This window comes from Labilibaculum sp. DW002 (assembly GCF_029029525.1).
GTDB classification, from domain to species: Bacteria; Bacteroidota; Bacteroidia; order Bacteroidales; family Marinifilaceae; genus Paralabilibaculum; species Paralabilibaculum antarcticum.
In genome coordinates this window covers 95,419-113,068 of sequence record NZ_JAKJSC010000009.1, presented here as the reverse complement: position 1 = coordinate 113,068, position 17,650 = coordinate 95,419, and the positions used below count along the sequence as shown (strand labels likewise).

General features: G+C 33.8%; 18 protein-coding genes. 14 read left to right on the top strand and 4 right to left on the bottom strand.

Annotation, left to right across the window (positions count from 1 at the left end; translation table 11 throughout):
- The first annotated feature begins 112 nt into the window (after positions 1-112).
- The 8 genes from L3049_RS20110 to L3049_RS20075 all read left to right on the top strand — a co-directional run bounded on the left by L3049_RS20110 (position 113) and on the right by L3049_RS20075 (position 6,626).
- Positions 113-304, top strand: coding sequence for a cold-shock protein (locus tag L3049_RS20110; protein ID WP_275111631.1), 192 nt, complete (start codon positions 113-115; stop codon positions 302-304).
- Positions 305-452: 148 nt separating this feature from the next.
- Entirely contained in the window at positions 453-869 is a 417-nt protein-coding gene (locus tag L3049_RS20105; protein ID WP_275111630.1) for a PaaI family thioesterase, read from the top strand.
- A 2-nt stretch (positions 870-871) separates the two neighbouring features.
- Entirely contained in the window at positions 872-1,993 is a 1,122-nt protein-coding gene (locus L3049_RS20100; RefSeq protein ID WP_275111629.1) for a chorismate-binding protein, read from the top strand.
- Between the two features lie 98 nt (positions 1,994-2,091).
- On the top strand, positions 2,092-3,798 hold the full coding sequence (gene menD / locus L3049_RS20095) for a 2-succinyl-5-enolpyruvyl-6-hydroxy-3-cyclohexene-1-carboxylic-acid synthase (RefSeq protein WP_275111628.1): 1,707 nt from the start codon (positions 2,092-2,094) through the stop codon (positions 3,796-3,798).
- The gene (menB, locus tag L3049_RS20090; protein ID WP_275111627.1) at positions 3,788-4,612 is read left to right on the top strand and encodes a 1,4-dihydroxy-2-naphthoyl-CoA synthase; all 825 of its coding nucleotides are present in this window, start codon (positions 3,788-3,790) and stop codon (positions 4,610-4,612) included. The genes menD and menB overlap by 11 nt, the downstream gene beginning before the upstream one ends.
- A 169-nt stretch (positions 4,613-4,781) precedes the next feature.
- Entirely contained in the window at positions 4,782-5,441 is a 660-nt protein-coding gene (locus L3049_RS20085) for a hypothetical protein (RefSeq protein WP_275111626.1), read from the top strand.
- Positions 5,442-5,601: 160 nt separating this feature from the next.
- Entirely contained in the window at positions 5,602-6,090 is a 489-nt protein-coding gene (locus tag L3049_RS20080) for a GNAT family N-acetyltransferase (RefSeq protein ID WP_275111625.1), read from the top strand.
- Positions 6,087-6,626: a hypothetical protein gene (locus L3049_RS20075; RefSeq protein ID WP_275111624.1), complete on the top strand. Its 540-nt coding sequence runs from the start codon at positions 6,087-6,089 to the stop codon at positions 6,624-6,626. The genes L3049_RS20080 and L3049_RS20075 overlap by 4 nt, the downstream gene beginning before the upstream one ends.
- Positions 6,627-6,704: 78 nt before the next feature.
- On the opposite strand, the gene L3049_RS20070 is transcribed toward L3049_RS20075, so the two are convergent.
- Both L3049_RS20070 and L3049_RS20065 read right to left on the bottom strand, forming a co-directional pair.
- Positions 6,705-8,588, bottom strand: coding sequence for a sensor histidine kinase (locus tag L3049_RS20070; protein ID WP_275111623.1), 1,884 nt, complete (start codon positions 8,586-8,588; stop codon positions 6,705-6,707).
- Between the two features lie 70 nt (positions 8,589-8,658).
- On the bottom strand, positions 8,659-9,249 hold the full coding sequence (locus tag L3049_RS20065) for an HD domain-containing protein (RefSeq protein ID WP_275111622.1): 591 nt from the start codon (positions 9,247-9,249) through the stop codon (positions 8,659-8,661).
- Between the two features lie 154 nt (positions 9,250-9,403).
- Here L3049_RS20065 and L3049_RS20060 point away from each other — a divergent pair, with 154 nt between their 5' ends.
- From L3049_RS20060 to L3049_RS20045, 4 genes are all read left to right on the top strand, one after another.
- Entirely contained in the window at positions 9,404-9,772 is a 369-nt protein-coding gene (locus L3049_RS20060; RefSeq protein WP_275111621.1) for a twin-arginine translocation signal domain-containing protein, read from the top strand.
- A 128-nt stretch (positions 9,773-9,900) separates the two neighbouring features.
- Positions 9,901-10,812 (top strand): 1,4-dihydroxy-2-naphthoate polyprenyltransferase, encoded by a 912-nt coding sequence (locus L3049_RS20055; protein ID WP_275111620.1) that lies wholly within the window; start codon positions 9,901-9,903, stop codon positions 10,810-10,812.
- 3 nt (positions 10,813-10,815) lie between these two features.
- Complete coding sequence (locus tag L3049_RS20050; protein ID WP_275111619.1) at positions 10,816-11,862, top strand: o-succinylbenzoate synthase; 1,047 nt, start codon at positions 10,816-10,818, stop codon at positions 11,860-11,862.
- A gap of 6 nt (positions 11,863-11,868) precedes the next feature.
- Complete coding sequence (locus tag L3049_RS20045) at positions 11,869-12,948, top strand: AMP-binding protein (RefSeq protein WP_275111618.1); 1,080 nt, start codon at positions 11,869-11,871, stop codon at positions 12,946-12,948.
- Here the strand turns inward: L3049_RS20045 and L3049_RS20040 are convergent.
- The gene (locus tag L3049_RS20040) at positions 12,914-13,567 is read right to left on the bottom strand and encodes a hypothetical protein (protein ID WP_275111617.1); all 654 of its coding nucleotides are present in this window, start codon (positions 13,565-13,567) and stop codon (positions 12,914-12,916) included. The two genes, L3049_RS20045 and L3049_RS20040, sit on opposite strands and share 35 nt — an antisense overlap.
- A 192-nt stretch (positions 13,568-13,759) precedes the next feature.
- Entirely contained in the window at positions 13,760-14,380 is a 621-nt protein-coding gene (msrA, locus tag L3049_RS20035) for a peptide-methionine (S)-S-oxide reductase MsrA (protein ID WP_275111616.1), read from the bottom strand.
- Between the two features lie 122 nt (positions 14,381-14,502).
- On the opposite strand from msrA, the gene L3049_RS20030 reads away from it, so the two are divergent.
- Both L3049_RS20030 and L3049_RS20025 read left to right on the top strand, forming a co-directional pair.
- Entirely contained in the window at positions 14,503-15,081 is a 579-nt protein-coding gene (locus tag L3049_RS20030; RefSeq protein WP_275111615.1) for a molybdenum cofactor guanylyltransferase, read from the top strand.
- Between the two features lie 333 nt (positions 15,082-15,414).
- Positions 15,415-17,649 (top strand): molybdopterin-containing oxidoreductase family protein, encoded by a 2,235-nt coding sequence (locus L3049_RS20025; protein WP_275111614.1) that lies wholly within the window; start codon positions 15,415-15,417, stop codon positions 17,647-17,649.
- Position 17,650: the final 1 nt, after the last annotated feature.

The following is a 17,650-nucleotide window of genomic DNA, read 5'->3' as shown; positions in this document are numbered from 1 at the left end:
TTAGGATGATTAAAAAGGACAGTAAATATCTTAGAAAATAATAATAGATTTATTTCCTTATTAAATCAAATTACGTACATTTACTTCATAATAATTTAAAAAATACTAAATAATGCCACAAGGTACCGTAAAATTCTTTAATGAAACTAAAGGTTTTGGTTTTATTAAAAACAATGAGACAGACGAAGACATCTTTGTTCACGTAACAGGATTAATTGATAAAATTGATCAAGGAGACGTAGTTTCTTTCGACGTAGTTGAAGGAAAAAAAGGAATGAATGCAGTTAATGTAAAAATTGACTAATTCTTTTAAAGAATTTCGTTCTAAAGCTCAATGTTAATTGAGCTTTTTTTATGTCTTATTTTGTAGCTTCCCCTCAGATTAGAAATATTATAGAAGGAATCATTTCAACAGGTTTTTTTCTAATTGAAGATTATATTATTTTTGTAGAATGATCAACGAAATAGATACTTTAGATATCTTGAATAAAATGTGTGAAGACACATTAATGGAGCATTTGGGAATCGTTTACACCGAAGTAGGTGAAGATTATTTAGTTGCAGAAATGCCTGTGACATCAAAACATTATCAACCGATGCGTATACTGCATGGTGGAGCAAGCTTAGCTTTAGCTGAATCAGTTGGTTCTGCATTATCTGTTATTAAAACAGACTTAACAAAATATGATGTGAAAGGCATGGAAATCAATGCAAATCATATTAGAAGTATACGACAAGGAACAGTTACTGCTAAGGCCAGATTCATTCATAAAGGAAGCATGACACATGTTGTTGAGGTTAATGTGATGAATGAACAAGAGAAATTAATCTCTGTGTGTCGAATTACAAATGTTATTTTAAAGAAGTAAGCATGATCAAAAATAGAAATGAGGTAACGACTTTCTTGAATTATTGCTTGCAGAATAACAATCCATTTTTTGCTTATCAATTACCAAAAGAGAAGGAGATACATGTAGGTGTGCAGAAAGATGCCGACTTGTGTGATTATCAGAACTTGAATGAATTGGTTGAAAATAAAGGATTCGTTTTTTCTCCTTTTGATACAGATGGGATTCACAAAGCATGGTTTATACGCAGTGATATCGATCTGGAAGCCTCAGAAATAAAGACTGAATCAATTCAATTACTGGGTAATGAGGAACTTTCCTTCGTGAACTCTTCCGATTTAGGAGAGGTTTTCGGTAGTTCTCAAGCTTTATATTATCAGCAGGTTAAGAGTATGATTCATGACTTGCAGCAGAAAGCTTTGGATAAGGTCATTCTGTCTAGGATTGAAATTTTAGATGGTATTGGTAGGAGTAAGGCCACAAGTTCATTTTTAAAATTGACGGAGGCATATGATTCTGCATTTGTATTTTATGTTTCGATCCCTGGAATTGGAACGTGGATAGGAGCTAGCCCAGAGACATTACTTTCCGTAAATAAAGATAAAATAGAAACAGTTGCTTTAGCCGGAACTCAAAAAATAGGAAACAGGCTACTGGATCAAATTCATTGGGAAGAAAAAGAAGTAAATGAACAAGCCTTTGTCAGTCAATATATAGAAAATATTTTTGAAGAACATCAGTTAAATGAAATTGAGAGAGAAGGTCCAACAACTGTTCAAGCAGGAAATGTAGTGCATTTAAAAACGAGCTACCGTTTGCCTTTAAAGATGAACTTTGATCAATTATCAAACTTTGTCAAGGATCTTCATCCAACTCCTGCAGTTTGTGGTTTGCCAAAGAAAAAAGCCATCTCCTTAATCAATAAGCTAGAAAAGCACGATAGAGAATATTATGCAGGTTACTTGGGACCAATAAATTCGATAAAAAAGATCTCTCTTTTTGTAAATTTAAGAAGCATGAAAGTGCTGGAAAACCAAATGGCACTCTATGTTGGCGGAGGGATAACAGCTGATTCAATTCCAGAGAAGGAATGGGAAGAAACCTGTTTAAAAGCGCAAACCTTATTGAATGTGATTACGAAGTAAGGGAAGCCCAATAATTTATTTTAAATTTGAGCATATTTACACTACTTCTGCGATAAACTGGTTTATTGTTGCAATAGAACAAGGACAAAAATAAAGATATGGAGCGAATATACTCGGATATTAAAGGTGTTAAAGAATTAATTGATATCTGTTGGGCAAAAGGAATGGAATACGTAATTGTTTCGCCAGGCTCTCGTAACGCTCCTTTAAGTATTTCTTTTGCGAAAGATCAGCGAATAAAAAGTTTGGTAATTGTCGATGAAAGAAGTGCGGCGTATTTTGCTTTGGGTATTGCTCAGCAAACAAGAAAACCAGTTGGCTTGGTTTGTACTTCAGGAACAGCTTTGTTAAATTATGGACCAGCAATAGCTGAAGCATTTTATCAAAGAATTCCCTTAGTCGTGATATCAGCAGACAGACCAGTGGAATGGATCGGGCAAGATGATTCGCAGGCTTTACCACAAGTAAATGTATTTGGTGAATTTGTTAAAGCAAGCTATCAATTGCCATTAGATGCTAATGATCCAGACGATTGCTGGTATTTAAATAGAATGGTAAATGAGGCTCTAACAAAAACACTTACTGGAAGAATTGGTCCGGTGCATATTAATTTTCCATTGCGAGAGCCTTTGTATGGAGTGAAAAAATATCCAGATACAAATGAAAGAGTTATTGGAAAAATAAATTCGGTTGATGCTTTAAGTGGAGATACAATAGATGCTATTGCTGATATTTTCAATTCAACTCAGAAAATATTAATTGTGGCGGGTTTACTGCACCCGCAAGCCGATTTAAATGAATTACTATCGGAATTGACTCAAAATAAGAATGTAGTAGTTCTTACCGAGTCGGTTTCTAATCTTCAAAATAAAGAATTTCTGCCTTGTATAGATCGAGTGATCTGTTCTATAAAAAAAGACGAATTAGAAGATTTCACTCCTGATTTATTGATTAATTTTGGCGGCCCTTTGGTTTCTAAAATGATTAAATCGTTTTTAAGGGATAATCGATCAAAAGAACATTGGTTTATAGGGCAAGAGGATCACTATATTGATACATTTAAAAGCTTAACATCTCATATAGATGTTAGCCCAGCTTCATTTTTCAAACAATTATTACCAAGAATAAAACCATCGGATAGTTCATATGCCGATTTTTGGAAAGCCAGAGATCTAAAAGTATCTGACTTGCATGCAAATTATTTGGCGGGATTAGAATGGAGCGATATGAAGGCATTTGAAGGCATCTTGGGTGCAATTCCTGAAAATGGAAATTTGCATTTGGCGAACTCATCAGTAGTACGATATGCTCAGCTTTTTAAAATTTCTAACCAATTAACGTACAATTCAAATAGAGGAACTAGCGGAATTGATGGCTGTACATCAACTGCCGTTGGAGCAGCATTGGTGAATAACAAAATTACAACGCTAATTACTGGTGATATTAGTTTTTTCTACGATTCAAATGCTTTATGGAATAAATACTTACAAGCAAATATTAAAATTATCCTGATAAATAATGGAGGAGGAGGCATTTTCCGTTTTATATCTGGTCCATCGGGAGTAGATGAATTAGAAGAATATTTTGAAACAGTTCAAGATTATAAGGCTGATAAATTGGCGGAAACATATGGTTTAGATTATTTTTATGCTGAAAATAAAGATCAGCTAGAAAATATTTTACCAAACTTTTATGCTGCAAATGAGAAAGCGGCAGTTTTAGAAATCAAGACACCAAGAACGGTGAATGATCAAGTACTAATAAATTACTTTAAAAACATAAAAACAAAGAAAGATGACAACTAGAAACTGGACAACAATAAAAGAATACGAGGATATCAAATTTGATTTCTTCGAAGGTATTGCAAAGATTACCATTAACCGCCCGGAGGTGTATAATGCATTTCGTCCACAAACGAATTTCGATATGCTTGATGCGATGGATATTTGCCGTGAGCGTGCAGACATTAGTGTAATTGTATTCACTGGAACGGGTGATAAAGCCTTTTGTTCAGGTGGAGACCAAAATGTAAAAGGAGTAGGTGGTTATATCGACGAAAGTGGTGTGCCACGTTTAAATGTTTTGGATTTGCACAAGGCTATTCGCTCAATGCCTAAGCCAGTAATTGCAATGGTAAATGGTTATGCTATTGGTGGTGGTCACGTATTACACGTGGTTTGCGACTTAACGATTGCTTCGGATAACGCTAAGTTTGGACAAACAGGTCCTAAGGTAGGAAGTTTCGATGCAGGTTTTGGTTCTTCATACCTGGCACGCCAGGTTGGTCAGAAAAAAGCGCGTGAAATTTGGTTCCTATGCCAGCAGTATTCTGCCAAAGAAGCTGAAGAAATGGGTATGGTCAACAAAGTTGTTGCTCTTGAAGATTTGGAAGACACAACAGTTGAATGGTGTAAGATTATGATGATGCGTAGTCCTATGGCATTGCGTATGATTAAACGTGGTTTGAATGCTGAACTTGACGGGCAGCGTGGTTTAATGGAATTTGCAGGCGACGCAACCATGATGTATTACTTAATGGAGGAAGCTCAGGAAGGTAAAAATGCTTTCCTTGAAAAGCGTGATCCTGAATTTCAGAAATTCCCTAAATTCCCGGGGTAATTCAGAAATTGAAAATAGTAAAATGGCCATTGGATAATTCTGATGGCCATTTTTAATTGAATGATGTAGAACACGAAAAATGTACACTAAGAAATAAAAGGAAGTGAATGTATGTTTACTATTCTAGAGGTTTTTACTTCCTTTGCACCTCAATAAAAATAGTGAATATATGGACGAAAATGTTAGAGTAGAATACCGTTTTTCGCATTTGTTAGATGTAGATTATGCTTCTCATCCGAATATGACGACTTATGAGGGAAAGATCTTAATACATTCATATGATAAATTTGATAATTATGATTTGGATGAGGTCGAGATTGGAACGATTTGTTTAGAGATGTATGACTTGAATTTCGAAGCTGGGCATACAAGTTTAATGGAAGCTTTTGATAAATCTTCTTCATCTCTTGCGGTGGGTAAGGCTATATTAGACGATACCTATTCTAATGTTAGTGATCAGATTGTAGAATTGGTGGGCGATAGTTTTAATATGAATATTTTGCTTGTCAATCGATTGGAGATTAAAGAAAAATACAGAGCTAAAGGATATGGTAAATATGTTTTAAATAGTTTAGATATCTACTTTAAATCGACCTGTGCTTATGTGGCTTTTAAAAGTTTTCCTATAGGTTTCGAAGGAATTGCCGATGACAAAAAATACGACAAAGCACAAGAAAGACTTAACCTATTCTTTGCCAGATGTGGCTATAAGAAGATACCTCAGGCTGCTGAGAATAATACTGACGAAGAAGAGTTTAACGAAGACATAGAATACTTACAGGATGATGAAATAAATCACATTTTCATTAAGAATATTGCTCCTAAATAGAGATTCGGAATAAAGCATATGGATAACTATAAGAACAGTTTTAGATGCCTTTCGTCGTTTTTTACAGAGCCTCCTTCAAGGGCACCAAAAGCTTTCGGTGTAGGGTTTCGTAAATCTATATTTTTATTATCTTGAACATTCAAAATCAAAAAGAAACACAATGAAAATTCGCCTAGCCACCCAGTCCGACCTTCCAGCTATCAACGAAATATACAATCAGGCCGTTCGTAAACGCTATTGTACTGCTGATTTAGATGAAATTAGTATGGAACAGCGCACCAAATGGTTTGATGGACATCGTCCCGAAGAGTATCCTGTGTTTGTAGCAGAGGAAAGTGGCATTCTTGGTTGGATCTGTTTCAGTCCTTACCGAGCAGGACGAAGAGCTCTGCAATCTGCTGCTGAGGTGAGTTATTACATTCATGAAGAGCATTTGCAAAAAGGAATTGGCTCACAGCTAATGCAGTTTGTGATTTGTGAAGCTCCTAAGTATCAATTTAAGAGCTTGTTTGCCATTTTGTTGGCTGCTAATTTGGCTAGTCTGAAATTACTAGCGAAATTTAGTTTCGAACGCTGGGGCTTAATGCCACATGTCGCAGATATTGATGGAGAAACTTGCGATCATTTGTATTATGGTAGGAGGGTATGATTAATCGAGCAATATTTTTTATTGGGATTGTCTTTTTTATGAGTGCTTGTTTTGAAAACAAAGAATTGGTCAATGATAAAGATATATCTGTAGCTTTAGAAGCTTTTGTTGTAAATCAAATTGATGATAGTACGAATTACAAGACATTTTTCATTTTAGATCAGTTTGCTGGATATTTACCTAATGAATTAATTAAAGCAGATTTATTAATGATTGATTCTGTTTTAGATGTTGAGACAGTCGATTACATGATTCATCAATATGATTATCAAAAGTCAAATCTAATTGGGAAATATATTCCTAAAAAGTATTTAGATCAGATTACGAATCGTTTAATATATCGTGAAGGTGTAGTTTGTTTTCTAATATCACCACCAATGTTTACAAGAAATAAAAAACATTTCGTGATCAATGCAACCTGTTATTTTTTAGTGAAAGGAGAAAGAGTTTGGGATACACTTTATTTCTTTTTAACGAAAAAAGATGAAAAATGGATACTAGAAGGTTTGATAAAAAGTAGTAAGAATAATTTATAATCAGAACGTAGACATACGTATAGTATCATCAATATCAGTTAGGTGAAAATATATTATGGAAGAAAAATCTGAAGTTTATTAAACTTGTTCCAATTCTTCATGACTTCTCAATACAATCGTAAATGTTGATCCTTTGCCTGATTCACTTTTAATTAATAACTCACCTTCTAATATGTCTAAATAATCAAGAACAGTAGGAAGCCCTAATCCAGTTGTTTTTTGTCCGGATAGCCCTTCTATTCGTATAGGATTTTTTTGATAGATACTTTCAATAATTTCTTTTGACATACCAATACCTTGATCCTTTACCTCAATATAAAATTTATTCTCCTTAGTATAGGATCGGATCCACACGCAACCTCCCTTATTACTATATTTTATTGCATTTTGAATAATGTTGCGAAATATAAACTTGCAAATGTTTAAATCACTATTGATTTTCAATTCAGAAGAATCGTCAATTTCAAAAGATACGTTGCTTAGGTTAATTTTAAATGTTTTGGATATTTCTTGTAAAACCTCATTAATATCAAATTGCGAATAGTCTAGCTCTGGGCCACCTTTTATTTGATTGGTACCCCAATAAAATAAATCTTCTAGTAAAGTACTTGTTCTCGTAACTACATGAAATATGTCTCTATTGAATTCATTTTTTTCTTCTTCGCTTATTTCAATTTCTTCATTATTTATAAAGCTAGAAAGGTTTAAAATTACGCCAATAGAGCCTCTTAGGTCATGTGCAAGAATGGAGAAAAATTTGTCTTTGTTTTGTATTACTTTTTCAAGTTCTTGATTTGTTTCATTTAATTTTGATGTTTTTTCAAGGACTAAATTTTGTAGTACAATGGCTCTTTTTTGTTTGATTTTTAACCAAATTATTAAACTTAGCACGACTAAAATCAATATGATTATACTGATAAGGCTAATTTTTATAAGTAAGCTTAAATCTTTTGGTTCATTTAAGATTATGCTATTTTCGGGTAATTGATTTATAGAGATATCAAATTTAATCAATTCATTATGATCAAAAACATAGGTGCTAGGTAAATAGTTGAATTGCGGTATGTCGTTGGTGAATGATTCTTGCATTAATTTTAATGCAAGGGTTGCTGCTCTACTGCCTTGTTCGTATCCTCTTGTAATTTTACCCCCAAATAAACCTTTATTTAGGTAAAAATCCCAAGAACCGAATATTGGAACATGTGCTACTTCTTTAATTTGTGTTATTCCTTTTTGGTAGGATATGAAGTTTCCGTTCTTATCTCTGTTAACAACAAGTAGGTAAATTACATAGCTATCATCCAAATTTCGTATGGTTTGTTGCAAACTCTCCATTGTGAATTCTGAAATAGATTCAAAATTAACATCTTCAAATTCTTCAATAATTTCGTCTAACTCTCTTTGAATAGCTTTTCCAGTAATCGTGTTATCATTGATAATGAAAATATTTTTTCTTTCTGGAAATATTTTTTTTATTGAAGATAGTGTACCATGATGGTCAGCTTTTTCTCCATAGCCAAAAAAGTTGGGATAGTCCTTTAGTATATTTCGATCAAGATCATTTACGCCACAATAAATAACAGGAATGTCTGGATAGAATTTGCTTCCATGATCTTTCATAAAAGTAAAAGCAGCATTGTCGCTGGTAATAATTGCTTGAAAAGGAATTTGTTTGGCTTTTACTTTGTAGATGTTTTGCAAAGCGGTAAAATACTCTTCATTATAATTCCGCTTAGTGTCTAGATATTCAAAAATGAGATTAATATCTGGTCGGTCTTTAAAAACGGCGCGTATTCCACTAGTAATGCTGTCAGTCCATGCCAGTCCCTGGTGATAGCTATGAAGTACTAAAACATTTTGCTCTGAATTATTTTGTTCTTGAGCAAATAATTTAGTTGAAAAGGTATTGTTTGGAATGGATAAAATAAAATAAACGAAGAGTAAATATGATAATTTTGGCATATTGTCATGTTTAGATTAAATGAATTGCTTTCGTACTACTACGAAAGAGTTTTTGAATTTGTTTTAGTACTTAAGTATTTAGATCACTTCCATTTAAGCCTAACTCACTAGCAATCTTCTGCATTCCTTTAATGCAATCATGAATTAAGTCTTCAAGTTCGATATCTAGCATATCAGCTCCACGCGCAATAACAGTTCGGTCAACTCCAGCTGCAAAACGTTTGTTTTTCCAGTTTCTTTTTACCGATTTAACTTTAACATCCATAACCGATTTAGAAGGACGAATTAAAGCTGTAGTAGTAACCAATCCAGTTAATTCATCAACAGCATAAAGTGTTTTTTCTAATAGGCTTTTTGGTTCAACTTCTGTGCAGGTTAGCCATGCATGACTTTGAATGGCTCTAATGTACTCTTCTGGCCAATTTTCCTGCTCCAGAATTTCTCTTGTTTTATTGCAATGATCCTCTGGAAATTGATCCCAATCTAAATCATGTACAAGGCCAATTACGCCCCACTTTTCTTCATCTTCATTGTACTTCTTAGCATAGTATCGCATAACCGCTTCAACCGCTAGTCCATGTTTTCTTAAGCTTTCAGACTTGGTGTATTTTTTCAGTAAAGTGAATGCTTCTTCGCGTGTTGGTATATGTTTGTTAGTCATGAGCATCATGTTTTGTTACTTTTATTCTTGAAACTGCTTTTTATGATCTTTAAGATAGTTTTTCAATCTATGAGACTCAAATTCTAATTGCTATTCTTTTTTAAACTAATTTAATATAGTAGATTTAAGACTTGAAAGTCTTAAATTATATGAAATGAGTAATAAAAACACAAACAGACGAGGTTTTCTTCAGAAATTAGGGGTTGCAGTTGGTGCTGCTACTTTAATTGATAAGGAAGCTTTTGCGGATATTAATCCAAATCGTTTTTCATCGAAACAAGATCGACGTCAATTTTTGGAAAATTATAAGGTTTGGGTGAATGAATACATTGAGGTTGTAGAAAATGAGAAAATTAATAATGCTGATGTTAGTAACAAGCATAAAATAATGGAATTGTCAGCTCAGGCTGATGGTTGGCAAGAGCAAATTAAAGAATATTTGAAAGAGGATGATTTTAAGCAGGAGTACATTGCTCTTTCAAAACAATTTGCCGATGCGATAACGCCTGAATTGGAAGCTTAAAAACCTTTTTTATCTTTAATTATTACATTTCCTATGGAAATTATGGAGTGATGCTTAGCATCACTCTTTTTTTGTCTTGCAGTGTGCAGGCAATTTTTTAACTTTGAATTTCAATTTTTCTACTATTTATGAGTAAAACGAAAGCATGGATTCATGCCTTTAGATTAAGAACCCTTCCTTTAGCCCTTTCGAGTATTTTACTTGGAAGCTTTTTAGCAGCATCACATGATAAATTCAATTCATCTATATTTATATTGGCCATTACAACCACTCTTTTTTTGCAGATTCTATCGAATCTGGCAAATGATTTAGGTGATTCAATTTCTGGTGCTGACAATGAAAATCGAATTGGCCCTGAGCGGGCCGTTCAAAGTGGAGACATTAGTAAAAAGGAAATGAAGAACATGTTGTTTGTCTTTATTGTATTATCGCTGATAACAGGCTCATATCTAATTTATGAAGGTCTACAGCTAATTAGTCTGCAAGAAGGATTAATTCTTTTGGGTGTTGGAGTTTTAGCAATAGGCGCAGCTATAAATTATACAATAGGCAAGAACCCATATGGTTATATGGGCTTTGGCGATTTATTTGTTTTTATCTTTTTTGGATTGGTTGGTGTAATTGGATCTTATTTTCTGCACACAGGTAGTTTAAATTGGATAACAGTATTGCCAGCAATATCAATTGGCTTGCTAAGTGTCGGTGTATTAAATTTAAATAATATGCGTGATGTTGAAAATGATAGCAAAACAGGAAAAATAACCATTGTTGTCAAAATGGGAGCTGAAAAAGCTAAAATATACCATTTGACTTTAATATTTATTGCAATGCTTTCTGCATGTTTATATACTTTCTTTAAATGGGATTCGGCTCTACAGTTGTTGTTTTTGTTTAGTTTTCCATTCTTTATCAGAAATATTATTGTGGTAATCAAAAATGTCAATTCAAGAGAACTAGATCCAGAATTAAAAAAATTAGCCATTAGTACATTCTTATTTAGTTTGTGTTTTGGCCTTGGATTAATTCTAAAATTATTTTAACAAATGCTAAAAGCTGATTTTCATTATTATCCTTTAGATTTTAAACGTCCAAGTGGAACCTCTAGAGGGGTTTTAACAAAGAAAGATTCTTGGTTCATTCGAGTTTGGGATGATCAAAAACCTTCTGTTAAAGGAATTGGGGAGTGTTCTATCATTCAAGGTTTGAGTTCTGATGACAGGCCAGGATACGAAGATAAAATAAAAGAGGTTTGTGAAAATATTGATGATTTTTGGTACTATCTTGAGAATGGATTAAAGAATTGGCCTTCAATTTATTTTGGGTTAGAAACTGCCTTTCTGGATTTAAAATCGAATGGGAGTAAGCTGTTGTTTCCATCAGAATTTACGAAAGGACTTGCACAAATTTCCATTAATGGCCTTGTTTGGATGGGGGATTCAGTCTTTATGAAAGAGCAGATTCAACAAAAATTGGAAGATGGTTTTAATTGTTTAAAGCTTAAGATAGGAGCAATCAATTTTGATGATGAAATTAAGCTTTTAGAATCGATTAGAAAAGAATTTTCAGTTGATCAAATTGAATTAAGAGTAGATGCTAATGGAGCATTTTTACCTCAGAATTCGTTGGATAAATTAAAACAATTAGCACAATATGATTTACATTCAATCGAGCAACCAATAAAAGCTGGTCAATGGAACGAGATGGCTGAATTGTGCGTGAAAACCCCGCTACCAATTGCTTTAGATGAGGAGCTAATCGGAATTCATGAGATCGAAACGAAGCGTGAATTACTGGATACAATTAAGCCTCAGTATATTATTCTTAAGCCAAGTTTATTAGGTGGGATCAGAGGAAGTGAAGAATGGATTACTTTAGCAAATGAACGAAATATTCCTTGGTGGATAACTTCTGCTTTAGAATCGAATATCGGCCTGAATGCAATTGCCCAATGGACTTATACCTTAAGCAATTCAATGCCACAAGGACTCGGTACTGGGCAAATTTATACGAATAATATTGTATCTCCTTTGTATATGGAAAAAGGCTTGCTAGCTTTTAATAAGACTAATAAGTGGGAACTTAATTTCTGAAGTTATATGAAAGAGGAATTGACCATAAATGGGAAATATTTTGCAGGTGAGGCACTATACCATCATTGCGAGGAACGTGTAAACAATAGCTCCTTTCAATGGGAGAGAGATGTTTATGCTTTTATTTTAGAATGGTTCGATTCAAAAGATTCTGTTATTGCAAAAACGTCAGGTTCCACAGGTGTGCCCAAAGAAGTTACACTCTCTAAACAGAAGATGCTAAATTCAGCAAAGCTAACAGGCGATTTTTTTGGTTTTGAGAATGGGCAATCAGCACTTCTTTGTTTATCAGCAAACTATATTGCTGGTAAAATGATGATTGTTCGTGCCTTTTTGTGGCAACTAAACCTAATTTTAGTTGATCCAAATGGAAATCCTTTGGAAAGTATCAACACTAAAGTGGATTTTGCAGCTATGGTTCCACTTCAATTGGTTAATAGCCTAAAATCACCTAGTACATTAGGATTAATTAATAATTTGCTGATAGGAGGAGGAGCAGTTGATTTCAAACTAGAAAAGCAAATTCAGAATTTGACTACAAGATGTTTTTCTAGTTATGGAATGACTGAAACGGTTTCCCATGTGGCAATTAAACCTTTAAATGGACCAAATCAATCCAAATATTTTAAAGGTTTAGGCGATGTCACATTTTCTCTCGATGAGAGAAGTTGTTTGAAAATTAATGCACCTCAGGTTTTATCCTTACCAATTGTAACCAACGATGTTGTTGATTTAATTGATGATAAACAATTTACTTGGCTTGGGCGGTACGACAATGTTGTAAATTCAGGAGGTATCAAATTGTTCCCAGAAACAATTGAAGCAAAACTACAGAATGTGATTTCTGCGCCATTTTTTTTAGCTGGAGTACCAGATGAAAAGTTAGGTCAGAAGCTAGTCTTACTCGTAGAAAATCCAATAGCTGCAGAAAATGATAAATTGAAACTTCAAGTAAAAATAAAAGGCTTGCTCGATAAGTTCGAACAAGCCAGAGATATTTTTTTTATTAAGGAATTTATTAAAACTCCAAATGGGAAATTGAAAAGAGAGGCTACATTGTCTGTTTTAAACTTGAAAGGTAGCTAATTAACTTTTTTAAATCCATTGGGTTGTTCCAGTTAATATTATTTTTTCGATCATATTCCCGAATTTCTTTTTCCTGCTTTCCAAAATGGTTCGTAATTGTGCTTCTTATCGAACTAATCTTTTTAGGAAGCTGTCCTTTATTTTTCAGTAAATAATAAGTTTTACTTTCAGGGGCAATTGTTTTATTTTTTGGAATGTAATATTTTGCATAAATAGTTTGATCTCCTCCATGTAGCTTTAGTAAATAGCCTTTAGCAGTATCTTTTTTAACAAGATATTTTTGATATTCGTAACAAGTTCCATCAATGCTGATTTCTTTTATTGCTTGAGGAAAGTTAATAATGCTATGCTGTGCACCAACTCTACATTCAATTTCATCTTTTTTAATATTATAGCGAAATTTAAGAGCGTTTAATTCAAGGTTCTCATTCGTGGTTAATTTTCCTTTTTGAAATAATTCATTCTGATATATTTCATTTTCTGATACATTATCTTCAGTGATAACTTTGTATTGCATTATGCCCCAGTTAGGGTAATTATTTATTTCCGATTTGGCTTGAGTATAACCGAATTGAAAAATGAAAATACAAGAAAGTAAAAGGAGTAGATGTTTATTCATAAAATTAAATTTTGGTTGAGTAGTCAATACAAATATAGAACTATTTATTGATAGGAATATTCTTATTGTTAAGTAGTTGGGGAGGTTTGATAAAATAGATGGTGAACCTTGTGAAAATGCAGAATAATCGTGTGAATTGATTAAAATAAAAGGTGGGAAACAAAAATGCCAGAAATTATCTGGCATTTTTGTTTAGTGATTTTTAAGCCTATGTTTAAAGGCTTTTTTAAATTTATCTTGCTTAGGTTTTATAACCATTGAACAGTATGGCTGGTTAGAATTACTGTTGAAATAGTCCTGATGATAATTTTCAGCTTTGTAGAATTTAGATTTAATGGAAATTTCAGTGATGATTGGATTGTCCCATGCACCACTTTCATTTAATTTTGCTTTTATTGATTCAGATATATTCTTTTGTTCTTCTGAATGATAAAAGATTGCAGATCTATACTGTGTTCCAACATCAGCCCCTTGTCTATTTAGAGTTGTAGGATCGTGCACTTGCCAAAATATTTCAAGAAGTTCTTCAAAGCTTATTATGCGAGGATTAAATTTAATTTGACAAACTTCGGCATGTCCTGTTTGACCTGTACAAACCTCCTTATATGTTGTCTCCCCATTGCCTCCCATATAGCCCGAAACTACACTCTCAACTCCTTTTAGTTCTTGGAAAATTGCTTCTACACACCAAAAACAACCAGCTCCAAATGTAGCTAGTTCATATTTATCTTCTTTATTCTTTTCGCTCATAGTGTTATTTGCATTAACAAAGCCAGAAAGGAGTATACAATATAATAATATCATCTTTTTCATATTTTCTGGATTTAAATTTTATTTAAAATGATTCTAAATATAATTATAGTAGTTCTGGTTTCAAAATATAAAGACCTATTTGTCCGATTTTTTGGGTTTTAATTTCTTCTTATATTTGAAGTATGAGTGGATCAAGAAAAGTGACGGGAATTATTTTATCTGGTGGTAAAAGCTCAAGAATGGGAACTGAAAAAGGATTAGTTGAGCACAAAGGAAAAAGACTAATTGAATATCCTATTGAAGCTTTACAAGCAATTTGTGATCAGCTTGTGATAAGTTCAAATAAGGATTGTTATTCCTATTTAAATATTCCAGTTGTAGCTGATGAAATAAAAGATTGTGGACCAATAGGTGGAATCTATTCATGTATGAAGGCTATCAAATCTGATTTTTATGCTGTCATTTCTTGTGATGTTCCTAATGTTCCAGAACAATTATTTTTAGATATGCTTTCAAATATCATGGATGCTAATTTTATATGTCCTATAGATGATACAGATAGAAGACAACCACTAATCTCTATTTTTAACTCATCTTGTTTACCGATAATTGAAAAGGAACTGTTATCAGGTAATTATAAAATGATGGAATTACTAGATTTACTTAATGGTAAGTCGTTTATAATTGCGCATGAACTGGCATATTATAGCTCTAAATTATTTTTAAATGCTAATTCTCCGAAGGATATTAACGCACTCTAATTTTTAAAAAAAGCATTAAAGAATTTGATCTGTAAAGTAAAGGAGTTTCTTTTTAGTGAGAATATTCTCAATTCCCTTAATTGTAGAGTGTTGTGACTTGGCAATTGGTCTAAATGTTGAAAAAATACAACAAATGTAATTTAGTAAAAATCTAAATAGTTATATGTTTGTTTGTTTCAGTGTCTTCGGGGCTTTTCCTTTTTTAAGAACAATTATAAAGAAGCAATTTATGCTCTAGAGCATGTTTTTCAATTCATCTTTTTATATATGTTTACATCCATAAATCTAAGTTTGTAGATATGTTGTTGTGTACAAGTTTAAAGTTTTCACAACATGAATAGCAGAAGACAATTTTTAAAAATTAGTTCTTTAAGCGCTGCTGGATTAATATTTGGAGGAGGCCTGCTAGATGCTTTCGCCGAAAATCTTGTGAAAAAAAATCCCTCTCATTTTAAAGGGCCATTCGATTTTGTGCGTACACCAACCTACTGTGAAGTCTGTTTTTGGAAGTGTGCAGGATGGGTGTATAAAGATGAGAATGGTCGCATAAAGAAAATCATTGGAAACAATGATGATCCTAATTGTAATGGACGTTTTTGCCCTCGAGGTACCGGCGGTGTTGGTATGTATAATGATGAGGATAGACTAAAAACACCTTTGATTAGAACAGAGGAAAGAGGCGAGCAGACCTTTCGTGAAGCTAGCTGGGATGAAGCCTTCGACTATATAGCTGCAAAACTGCAGAAAGTCAAAAAGGAGCATGGTCCGGAATCATTAGCTCTGTTTTCGCACGGATCCGGAGGGAAATATTTTGGTAAAGTATTAAAGGGATTAGGTTCTAATAACATAGCAGCTCCGTCTTATGCTCAGTGTAGAGGACCTCGTGAGGTTGCTTTTCTTGCAACTTATGGACAAGGGATTAATTCACCTGAGAATACCGATATTCGGGATACGAAATGCTTGGTATTAATAGGTTCTCACTTAGGTGAAAACATGCACAATGGTCAGGTTCAGGAGATGTCTGATGCCATTGATAAAGGTGCGACGATTATTACTGTAGATCCCCGTTTTTCGACGGTGGCAAGTAAATCAAAATTTTGGTTGCCAATTAAGCCATCTACTGATATGGCTTTACTTTTAACTTGGATGAACGTCATCATTAACGAAGAACTTTACGATAAAAAATACGTAGAGAAATACTGTTATGGTTTTGACCAATTAAAAGAACACGTTCAGCAATATACGCCTGAGTGGGCTTATGGTGTAACAACACTTAAGCCGCAACAAATTAGAGAAACAGCACGTGCTATGGCTGATGCTGCTCCTGCTGTTATTGTGCATCCGGGGCGACATGTAACCTGGTACGGTGATGATACCCAAAGATTGAGAGCTGTAGCTATTCTTAATGCCTTATTAGGTAGTTGGGGAAGAAGAGGTGGATACTATAATCCGGAAAAAGCTTCTGTACCTCATTTTAAACTTCCAGACTTTCCAAAACCAAGTAAAAATTGGAGAGATGCGATGGGAGGGAAGTATGAATTGGCAGATTTAGCCTTGGCATCTGGTGTTTGTGATGCATCTATACCTAGTCCGGAAATGAGTTGTGCTATTAAAGCTTGGATTGTTAACGGAACTAATTTAATTAACACTTTACCCAATCAAGCTAATACACTTAAGGCAATTCAGGAACTTGATTTAATAGCTGTGGTTGATACCATGCCAATGGAAATAACTGGTTATGCTGATGTGGTTTTACCTGAATGTACTTATCTAGAGCGTTACGATTCTTTAAGAGTATCACAAGGCAGAGAGCCAAGCATTGCACTTAGAATGCCAGCTGTAGACCCTAAATATAATACGAAGCCAGCCTATTGGATGGCTAGAGAAATAGCTAAAAGACTTGACTTATTAGATTATTTCCCATTTGAGAATCTTGAAGATGAAATTGATTGGGAACTTCAGCAGGTTGGTACTTCATTGGAGGAGATGCAACGAATTGGTGTTAAGCGAATCAAACGTGAGTATGACGATTTGTATTTTGAGAAAAATGAAGATATCGAATTCGATACCAATACAGGTAAGATTGAGCTTTATTCTACAGCACTTGCTGAAGAAGGATTTGAGCCAATACCAGTATTCGTTCAGCATCCTGAGCCTCAGGAAGGTTTCTACCGTTTGATATACGGACGTGCACCCATGCATACTTTTAGTCGTACAGCTAATAATCCGAATTTAACTGACTTGATGGATGAAAATACCCTTTGGGTGAATCCTAAAGTGGCTAAGGAGTGGGATTTGAAAAATGATCAATATGTTTATCTGGAAAATCAAGATGGCATTATTTCCGATTTCTCAATTAAGGTAAGAGTAACCGAGCGTATTCGTTTCGACTCAGTTTATATGGTTCATGGTTTTGGACATGCTGATAAGAGAATGAAACGTTGTTTCGGTAAGGGTATTAGTGATACTCAACTTATCTCTAATGTAATGATCGACCCAATTATGGGAGGAACAGGTATGAGAGGGAATTTTGTAACATTCAGATTTGATAATAAAAAGGAGGCCTAAA